The organism is Streptomyces sp. NPDC004542, assembly GCF_040610035.1.
Classification (GTDB): domain Bacteria; phylum Actinomycetota; class Actinomycetes; order Streptomycetales; family Streptomycetaceae; genus Streptomyces.
On the sequence record NZ_JBEXLP010000154.1, the window covers coordinates 1 to 9,224 of the forward strand.

At 74.9% G+C, this 9,224-nt stretch carries 6 protein-coding genes and 2 pseudogenes; 6 read left to right on the forward strand and 2 right to left on the reverse strand.

Translation table 11 applies throughout. The annotated features are described in order from the left end of the window. Nucleotides 1–43 precede the first annotated feature (43 nt). Nucleotides 44–4,228, forward strand: coding sequence for a cation-translocating P-type ATPase (locus ABZX30_RS37090; RefSeq protein WP_355942576.1), 4,185 nt, complete (start codon nucleotides 44–46; stop codon nucleotides 4,226–4,228). Nucleotides 4,229–4,305: 77 nt separating this feature from the next. Then, the gene (locus tag ABZX30_RS37095) at nucleotides 4,306–4,581 is read left to right on the forward strand and encodes a hypothetical protein (RefSeq protein WP_355942579.1); all 276 of its coding nucleotides are present in this window, start codon (nucleotides 4,306–4,308) and stop codon (nucleotides 4,579–4,581) included. A gap of 145 nt (nucleotides 4,582–4,726) precedes the next feature. Here the strand turns inward: ABZX30_RS37095 and ABZX30_RS37100 are convergent. Further along, nucleotides 4,727–4,855: pseudogene (locus ABZX30_RS37100) on the reverse strand (amidohydrolase); the annotation flags it as partial. Here ABZX30_RS37100 and ABZX30_RS37105 point away from each other — a divergent pair. Continuing rightward, nucleotides 4,852–4,998, forward strand: a pseudogene (locus ABZX30_RS37105) (amino acid decarboxylase); the annotation flags it as partial. The pseudogenes ABZX30_RS37100 and ABZX30_RS37105 sit on opposite strands and share 4 nt — an antisense overlap. A gap of 111 nt (nucleotides 4,999–5,109) precedes the next feature. Continuing rightward, complete coding sequence (locus ABZX30_RS37110) at nucleotides 5,110–6,027, forward strand: SGNH/GDSL hydrolase family protein (RefSeq protein ID WP_355942582.1); 918 nt, start codon at nucleotides 5,110–5,112, stop codon at nucleotides 6,025–6,027. 18 nt (nucleotides 6,028–6,045) lie between these two features. Here ABZX30_RS37110 and ABZX30_RS37115 read toward each other — a convergent pair whose 3' ends face one another. Continuing rightward, a complete protein-coding gene (locus ABZX30_RS37115) occupies nucleotides 6,046–7,230 on the reverse strand; it encodes an acyltransferase (protein ID WP_355942584.1) in 1,185 nt (394 codons plus the stop codon). 230 nt (nucleotides 7,231–7,460) lie between these two features. Between ABZX30_RS37115 and ABZX30_RS37120 the strand changes: the two genes are divergently transcribed. Continuing rightward, the gene (locus ABZX30_RS37120; protein WP_355942586.1) at nucleotides 7,461–7,925 is read left to right on the forward strand and encodes an MSMEG_6728 family protein; all 465 of its coding nucleotides are present in this window, start codon (nucleotides 7,461–7,463) and stop codon (nucleotides 7,923–7,925) included. A 34-nt stretch (nucleotides 7,926–7,959) separates the two neighbouring features. Beyond that, entirely contained in the window at nucleotides 7,960–9,165 is a 1,206-nt protein-coding gene (locus ABZX30_RS37125; RefSeq protein WP_355942588.1) for an MFS transporter, read from the forward strand. The last annotated feature ends 59 nt before the right edge of the window (nucleotides 9,166–9,224 follow it).

Genomic DNA, 9,224 nt, shown 5'->3' on the forward strand with positions numbered 1-9,224 from the left:
TCAGTGCGACGGCCATCGCGTAGGTGGAGCTTCCCAGCACCAGTTGAGCCAGCACGATGAGGGGAAGGGTGCCTTGCTGGGCGTCGAGGTCGAGGTCGCGTACTGGGACGGCGGGCTGGGCCGGCTGGTGGTCACGGCGGCCGGGGAGGAACTCACCGACGGGGTGGTCGAACACGCCGCCGGGCTCGCCGAACGCCATGGCCTGGTCTTCATGGACGACGAGCCGGAGGAGTACGCCCACCCCGGCGACCCGGGGGGCGTACGGCTCACGGCGGCGGCCCTGGCGGTCGACGTCGTCGGCGCCGTCATCGGGTTCACCGTTTCCTCGGTGCCACTGCCCCGCTCGGCCCGGGCGGTGACCGCCGGGGTCACGCTGCTGCGCGAGAACCCGCGCTTCCGCGCCTGGCTGGCGAGCAGTGTGGGCGTGGCCCGCATGGACCTGGTGCTCGCCGCGGCCAACGCGGCCACCCACGCCGCCGACCGCTCGCCGACCGCCCTGGTGCTGGACGGGGCGCTGCGCTCCTGCCAGCTCGCGGAACGCGTGGCGCGCGCCGCGGCGTTCGACGTCGCCCACGACCTGCTCTCCGGGCCCGGGCGGGTGAGCGTGCCCGCCGACCACTGCCCGCGCCCACCGCTGCGGACCGTCCCGTACCAGGAGTACGCCGCCCACGCCTCCATCGGCAGCGTGCTCGGAGCCGTGGTGACGGAACTGGTCAAACACGACGCCAATGAGGCGGCCGAGGCAGTGCTGGCGGGCTCGCCCAAGGCCGCCCGCTACGGCCCCGGCGCCTTCCACGCCGTCCTCAGCGCAGCCCTGGCCCGGCAGGGCGTGCTGGTGCGGGAGACCGCGCGGCTGCGGGAGCTGGAGACCGCGCACACCCTCGTGCTGCACGCCGGGGCACTGCGCGCACCCGACGGCGGCCCGGACCCGTGGGGCGAGGCCGTGCTCGACGCGGCGCGGCACGCCAGGCTGAACGTGGTGATGACCGAGGACCCCGCCCTCAGCGACCTCGCCGGACTCGCCGACCGGGTGGTCGAGGGCGGCCGGCCGTGGAACGAGGTGGTGCGCGAGCTGCGCGAGCGGGGCGACACCGTCATCACGGTCGCCCGGCCCACCTCCCTGCACCAGACCGACGTGCTCGCCGGACTGCTCGGCGGCGATGTGGCCGTCTCCCTCACCGACCGCGACGGGGCCGTCGTCTGGGGTGCGGACCTGCTGGCCGCCCACGGTCTGGCCGATGTCTGGCGGCTGCTGACCGCCGTACCGGCCGCCCGGGCGGTGGGCCGCAGGTCGCAGACACTGGCCCGCTCCAGTGCCGTCCTGTCCGGTCTGCTGGTGGCCATCGGCGAGTCCCGGAAGAAGCCCAAGGGCTCGGCGCTGCCCGGCCTGCGGCACGCCCCGGTCGACGCGGGCGCCGCCGCCGCGCTGCTCAGCGGAGCGTACGCGGCCCTCCGCGTGGGCACGGCCCCGCCTCCGCGTCCCCGGCCGCGCATCGCGTGGCACGCCCTGGAGGTCGAGGAGGTCCACGAGCGGCTGGCGCGGGAGATCCCGCCGGAGCCCACCCCCGGCGAGCGGAGGGCCGCCCGGGTACGCGGCCTCGCGGAGGCCGCCCGCGAGCACCCGGTGCTCGGCCCCGCGTCGGCACCGGCGCGCTGGGCGCTGCAGCTCGGCCGGGCGGTACGGGGGGAACTCGACGATCCGCTCACCCCGGTGCTCGCGGTCGGTTCCGCCGCTTCGGCGATCCTCGGCTCCGCCGTGGACGCCATGCTGGTCGTCGGGGCGCTCGACCTGAACGCCACGATCGGCGGTGTCCAGCGGCTGCGGGCGGAGCGCGCCCTGTCCGGGCTGCTGGCCGAACAGAAGCAGAAGGCGCGCCTCAGCCGTCCCGCCCGGCGGCCCGGGCAGGAGGAGGCGGCTCGGCCGCCGGACGAGCCGCGGACCGTGGACGCCGCCGAACTGCGTCCCGGCGACGTCATCGAGCTCACCGCCGACGACGTGGTGCCCGCCGACGCCCGGCTGGTGTGGGAGGACGGGCTGGAGGTGGACGAGTCCGCGCTGACCGGCGAGTCCCTGCCGGTGGACAAGCGCACCGAACCCACCCCCCACGCCGCCGTCGCCGACCGCCTGTCCATGGTCTTCGAAGGGACGACCGTGGTGGCCGGACACGCCCAGGCGGTCGTGGTCCACACCGGTGACCGTACCGAGGCGGCCCGGGCCGTCCACCTCGCGGCCCGCAAGCCACCGGCCGGCGGGGTGCAGGCCAGGCTCCAGGAGATCACCCGCAAGGCGCTGCCCCTGACGCTCGCGGGCGGCGCCGCGGTCACCGGGCTGTCCCTGCTGCGCGGCGCCCCGATCCGCCGGGCGGTCAGCGGCGGGGTCGCGGTGGCCGTCGCCGCCGTCCCCGAGGGCCTGCCGCTGGTGGCCACGGTGGCCCAGCTCGCCGCCGCCCGGCGGCTCAGCCGGCGGGGTGTCCTGGTCCGGACCCCGCGCACGCTGGAGGCGCTGGGCCGCATGGACACGCTCTGCTTCGACAAGACCGGCACGCTCACCGAGAACCGGCTGCGCCTGGTACGGGTGGCCGACCCCCGGGGCACGATCCGTCCGGCCACGAGCCCCCAGTCCGCCGAGACCGTACGGATCGCCGCGCGGGCCTGCCCCCGGGTGAACGGGAACGGGGAGGACAAGCCCGCCCACGCGACCGACGAGGCGGTGCTGGACGCGGCCGGGCCCGACCCGGACTGGGTGCAGACCGAGGGCCGCCCCTTCGAGACCGGACGCGGTTACGCCGCGGCCGTGGGCCACGGCGCGGACGGGGCCCGCGTGCTGGTGGTCAAGGGCGCGCCGGAGACCGTGCTGCCGGCCTGTGCCGACCTGCCCCCCGAGGCCTTGGCGGCGGCCCACGCGCTGACCGGCGAGGCGCTGCGGGTGCTGGCGGTGGGCCACCGCCCGCTGGCGGCGGACGAGGACGACGAGGAGGCTCTCGACCAAGCGCTGGAGGGGCTCCGCTTCACGGGCCTGCTGGCTCTGTCCGACGTGCCCAGGGAGAACTCCCGCGCGCTGGTCCGGGAACTGTGGCAGACCGGCGTCCGGCCGGTGATGCTCACCGGCGACCACCCACAGACCGCCCGGGCGATCGCGATCGAGCTGGGCTGGCCCGCGGACACGTCGGTCGTCACCGGCGACGAGCTGGCCGAGGCCGACCGTTCGCGGCGGGCCCGGATCCTGCGGGACGCGGATGTCGTCGCCCGGGTCGCCCCCGAGCAGAAGCTGCTGGTCATCGAAGCGCTGCGGGACGCGGGCCGGGTGGTCGGCATGGTCGGCGACGGTGCCAACGACGCCGCGGCGATCCGCGCCGCCGACATCGGCGTCGGCATCAAGGCGCGCGGTTCGGCCGCGGCGCGCAACGCCGCCGACATCGTCCTGACCTACGGCGACCTCGCCGTGCTGACCGAAGCGGTGGCCGAGGGCCGGGCGCTGTGGCGCTGCGTCGCCGACGCCATCGCCATTCTGATCGGCGGCAACGCGGGCGAGGTGGGTTTCGGCATCCTCGGCACCCTGCTGGCCGGGGTGGCCCCGCTCTCCACCCGCCAGATGCTGCTGGTGAACCTCTTCACGGACCTGTTCCCGGCGATGGCCGTGGCGGTCACCCCGCACGAGGAGGAACGAGAGGAGGACCGGACGGCGGCGCCCGACGAGCAGCTCGTCACGTCCCTGCTCGGCAGGCCGCTGATCCGGCAGATCCGGCACCGCGCCCTGACCACCTGCCTGGGTGCGACCACCGCCTGGCTGATCGGCCGCTTCACCCCGGGCACGGCCCGTCGCTCCACCACCATGGCCCTGTGCGCCGTGGTCGGCACCCAGCTGGCCCAGACCCTCGCCGACCGCCGGGACAGCCCGCTGGTGCGGGTCACGGCGCTCGGCTCCGCGGCGGCCCTCGTGGTGCTGGTCCAGACCCCCGCCGTCAGCCACCTCTTCGGCTGTACCCCCCTCGGCCCGGTCGCCTGGACGGGTGTGCTCGTGGCCATCGCCCTCGCGGTGACCGGGCAGCGGGCGCTGCCGGGGGTGGAACGGGTCGTGCTGCGGTGGTGGCGGTCGAACGGCCGGCCCGAGGCACCGGCCGCGTCGGTGCCGCAGCGGGTCGTGGACATGGCGTGGCGGGGCTGGGAGGCGCTCGACAAGGCCTTCTCCGGACCCACCACGGCCCCCGCTGCCGCCCGGGCGAGGTAGGCGAGCCGGGCGAGGGGAGAGGAGGCAGGGCGCCCCGCCCGCCGCGGTTGTCAGTGGCGGGTGCGAGGCTGCCCGGCATGGATGAGCAGGAGTTCATGCGCGGCCGGGTGTACGGGGCCGACCACGACGACGCCGGCCCCCGGCCCGACCACACCTACGCCCAGCTCGTGGGCGGGCCGCTGGACGGCCTGCTGCTCGACATCACCGACCGCCCCGGCCGCCCCGGCCGCGCACCGGGCGAGCCGGTGGCACTCGTGACCGAAATAGGCCGTTACGGCCCGGGCGGCCGCAGCCTCTACGCGCCCCGGCCGCACGACGGCACACGGTACGACTGGCACGGCGACACACCCTGAGGCGCCGGGGCGGCCGGGCCGGACGTCAGGCGGCCGCCTTCAGCGCGGCCTCCTTGCCCTTGCCGGCGGCGTCCTCGTGCGCCCGGGCCTTGGAGGCCTCGGCGAGCGGGATCAGTTCCGCCATGGCCGGGTTGGAGTGCGCCACCAGGGCCCGGCCGGTGGCCGCCCGCAGCCCGAACCGCCCCTCGGCGTATGCGGGAACGATGTTCGTGGCCGTGCCGCCGTGGGTGATGATGCCCTGCACGTGCGAGGCCTCCGGCAGGCGCCGGCCCAGTGGGCGTGCCCGTGGTGGCCGCCGGAGAGGTGATCACCGGCGAGATCCTCGGCTATCTGCGCAGCGGCGTCGAACACGGCGTACTGATCCCCGACGCCGCCGACCCCTCGGTGCGGACCTTGCGCGTGGTGGCCCGGAAGTGAGCTGACGTGCTGACCAGAACTCAATAGTCGGATCCCGCCTCTGGCTTCGCGGACCTACCGGACGGTATACAAGCCCCGTCGAACGTGCGAAGGCACCAGGGGAGGAACTCGATGGCGGACGGCACACATCCGGGCGGGGCGTCGCGACGGCGGCGGGCGGTGGCGTGGGGGGCGGCACTGGGCGGGTGTGCCCTCGCCGCGGCCTCGACAACACCCGCCGCCGCGAGCGCGGTCGGCGGACACGGTCGTGACACGCACTACGTGTCACTCGGCGACTCCTACACCTCGGGTCCCCTGATACCCCGGCAGGTGGACGCGGAGTGCGCGCGCTCCGACCACAACTACCCCTCGATCGTGGCGGCGGAGCGACGCGTGACGGCGTTCAAGGACGTCAGCTGCAGCGGGGCGACGACCGAGGAGATGTGGAAGGCACAGGGCTCCAACGCCCCGCAGCTGAACGCGGTGCGACGGGACACCGACCTGGTGACGGTCCAGATCGGCGGCAACGACATCGGCTTCGGCTCGATCATCCAGACCTGTGCCCGCCTCGGCTCCCAGGATCCGGCGGGGAACCCGTGCGAACGCTACTACGACTCCTCGGGCGTCGACCGGCTGGCGGTGACCATCGTGCGGACCGCCCCGAAGATCGACCGTGTGCTGCGGGCCGTGCACGCCAGGGCCCCGCACGCGCGGGTGCTCGTCGTCGGCTACCCGGATCTCCTTCCCGACGACGGCAGTGGCTGTTACCCCTCCGTCCCGTTCGGGGCGAAGGACTTCCCCTATCTGCGGGACACCGGCGAACGGCTGAACCTGATGCTGCGCCTGGTGGCCGCGTGGAACCATGCCGAGTACGTCGACACCTACGGCCCCACGCGCGGTCACGACATGTGCAAGGCACCCGGGGACCGCTGGATCGAACCGCTCCAGCCGGCCTCGCCCGCCGCCCCGGCGCATCCGAACGCGAGCGGTGAGGAAGCCATGGCGCGTGCCGTGCTGGCGCGCCTGGGCCAGGGGCGTGGACGGGGCTGAGCGGTCCGGCCGGGTGATTCAGCCGGCCGCCGCGGACGACGGGGACGGTGACCGGGTGTCCGGGGCCGCCCGCCGGGCCGCGGCGGAACGGCACCCGCGCAGCAGCAGCCGCCGCGCGGGCCGCTCGACCGCCTCGTACAGGACCCAGGACAGGGCCAGGGACACGGTGAACACCACGGCGGTGACGGCCAGGGCCGTCGGCAGGCCGAACCGCGGGGACCTGCCGAGGAGAGTGGTGCCCGCCCGGATCACCAGCAGGTGAACCATGTAGAAGGCGAACGACAGTTCCCCCAGCCGTACCAGCCGCCGGCGCCGCCACAGCGACGGCAGGCCGTGCAGGTCGGCGACGGCCGCCGCCGGGATGAGCAGGGCGAAGCCGATGACGGTACAGGTGGTGGCCGGATAGCCGGCGGTGACCTGCGGCACGAGGAAGTAGCCGATGACCGCCAGCGCCAGGGAGGCCTCCAGGCCGGGCCCGCGCCACCGGTCGAGGAGCACCAGCCGCGCGGTCGCGGTGCCGAGGACGAACTCGGGCAGGCGGGCGGCGGGGAAGGAACTGATCGGCTGGCTGAACCAGTGGTGTGACTCGGTGTGGGCGAGCACCAGTACCGCCAGCACCGACACCCCGGCGAGGACCGCCGATCCGCGGGCGCCGAGACGGCGCAGCAGGAGGGCCAGCAGCGGGAAGGCGGCGTAGAAGAAGGCTTCGCAGGCGAGGGACCAGCTGACCGGGTCCAGGGTCTGCCACCACGGGCGCCACCACGAGTGCACCAGCACTACGTCGGCCAGTCCCTGACGCAGCGTCGGCCTCGGCAGATGCGGCGGCGTGTACGTCATGAGCAGCGCGATCGCCACCGTGACCAGGTGCACCGGGTAGACGCGGGCGATCCGCCGCCACCAGAAGCCGAGCGCCCGGTCGTTCGGGCGTGCGGACCACGTCAGTACGAATCCGGACAGGACGAAGAAGAAGGACACCCCACTGGCCCCGGCCCCGAACGCCCACGTCACGATCCGGCCGCCGGTCCCGCCGAAGTAGCGGAAGTTGTGCACGTGCAGTCCGAAGACCAGCAGCGCGGCCATCCAGCGCAGCCCGGTGAGGGAGGGCAGTGAGGGCATCGAGGAGGACGGTGGGGTCTGCCCACCGGGTGCGGTGGCCGCGGCGGTGGCGGCCGGCGTTCGGGGCGCCGTGGTCGCCGTCGTCATGGAGTCACCTGCTGGGGGAGGTTGACGCGGGGCATGAGAGGGAACGTTGCCCATTCGGAATGGTTCATTCCGTTCCGGTGCGAAACATCACACCGCTGCCGGACCGGAAGGGGGAAATTCCACCCGGGAGCACGCACAGGGCCGGGGTCACGCCCCGGCCGGCTCAGGAGATGCCCGGCCGCCGCAGCACGGGCAAGGTGGTTGCGGGGACACCGGAGCAGGGAGCCCGTATGCAGACGTTTGTGCCCTACGCCGACTTCGCCGAGTCGGCGCGGGCGCTGGACCGCCGGCGGCTCGGCAAGCAGCGGGTCGAGGCGCTGCAGGTGCTGCGCGGGCTGACCGTGCGGGGGTACGGCTGGCGCCGGCACCCCGCCGTACGGATGTGGACCGGCTACGAGGAGGCGCTGGTCCGCTACGGCCTGGAGGTCTGCCGCGTCTGGCGCGAGCGGGGCCACCAGGACAGCTGTGCGGCCACCCTCGTCGCCGATCTCGCCGCGGTCCGTCCCGGAGCGCCGGTGCGCGGGCAGGACGAGCTGGCCGCCGCCGGGGAACTGCCCTGCTGGCTCGGTGACGACGCCGTGCACCGCAGCCACCGCTCGGCGCTGCTGCGCAAGGACCCGGCCACGTATGCGGCGTTGTTCCCCGGGGTGCCGGACGACCTGCCCTACGTCTGGCCCGCCTCGGACCGCGAGTGACACGCCCCCGGCGGCCCGACGCCTATGGTGAGGTGTGATCAGAAGTGATGCCGAGCGCCGGCGCCGGGGCGGCCGGCCGGGGTACAAGTGCGCGGCCGGCGTCTTCGCCGTCGGCATGATGGGCACCACCCTGCCCACGCCGCTCTACGGGCTGTACCGGGAGCGGATCGGGTTCTCCGAACTGATCGTGACGGTGGTGTTCGCCGTCTACGCGGTGGGCGTCATCACCGCGCTGCTCATCGCCGGCGGCTTCTCCGACGTGCTGGGGCGGCGCCCGGTACTGCTGTCCGCGCTCGGGCTGTCCGTGCTCAGCGCGCTCTGCTTCCTGTTCGAGGGCGGACTGCCGCTGCTGTACGCCGGCCGGGTGCTGTCGGGCTTCTCCGCGGGGCTGTTGAGCGGCACGGGCACCGTGACCGTCCTCGACCTGGCACCGCCGGGACGCCGCGCCCGGGGCGGACTGGCGGCCACCGCGGCCAACATGGGCGGTCTCGGCCTCGGCCCCCTGCTCTCCGGCTTCCTGGCCCAGTACGCGCCCTGGCCGCTCGAGCTGCCCTTCGTCGTCCATCTCGGGTTGCTGGCGGCCGCCATGGCGGTCACCTGGCTGCTGCCCGAGACGGTACGCCACCATGGCCCCAGGCCTGCGCTGCGTGCGCAGGGCATGACGGTGCCCCCCGAGGTGCGGGACGTCTTCCCGTCCAGTGCCCTCGCCGCCTTCGCGGGTTTCTCCCTGCTCGGCCTGTTCACGGCCGTCGCCCCCGCCTTCCTCGCCCAGACCCTGGGCGAGCGCAACCTGGCGGTGACCGGCGCCGTCGTCTTCTGCGTGTTCTCCGCCTCCACCTGCGGACAACTGCTCATGGGACGCGTCGGCGCCCGCAGAGCCCTGCCGTGGGGCTGTCTGGTACTCGTCGCCGGCCTCCTCCTCGTCGGCGTCTCGCTGCTCCTGGCGTCCCTGCCGGTACTGCTGGTGGGGGCGGCGACGGGGGGCGTGGGGCAGGGCATGGCCTTCCGTGCCGGTCTGACCGCCGTGAGTTCCGCGGCCCCCCAGGAGCACCGGAGCGCCACCGTCTCGGCGTTCTTCGTCGTCGCCTACGTGGGGATCTCGCTGCCGGTCGTCGGGGTGGGCGCCCTCGCGGTGAGCCTGGGCGTACGCGACGCCGGCCTGGTGTTCGCGTGCTGCGCGGTCCTGCTCGTCGCGGCCGTGGGCCTGCGCGTGTGGCGGCGCCCCCCACGGGCGCTGTGAGGCGCCGGCCGGCGGACGGTCCGCGGGGGGTCGGGGGGGGGGCGGGCGCCGGTTACGGA

Excerpts from the sequence above, each read along its gene's own strand:
- ABZX30_RS37120 (WP_355942586.1), top strand. The coding sequence starts at position 7,461 with ATGCAGACGTTTGTGCCCTACGCCGACTTCGCCGAGTCGGCGCGGGCG.
- ABZX30_RS37095 (WP_355942579.1), top strand. The coding sequence starts at position 4,306 with ATGGATGAGCAGGAGTTCATGCGCGGCCGGGTGTACGGGGCCGACCAC.
- ABZX30_RS37115 (WP_355942584.1), bottom strand. The coding sequence starts at position 7,230 with ATGACGACGGCGACCACGGCGCCCCGAACGCCGGCCGCCACCGCCGCG.
- ABZX30_RS37110 (WP_355942582.1), top strand. The coding sequence starts at position 5,110 with ATGGCGGACGGCACACATCCGGGCGGGGCGTCGCGACGGCGGCGGGCG.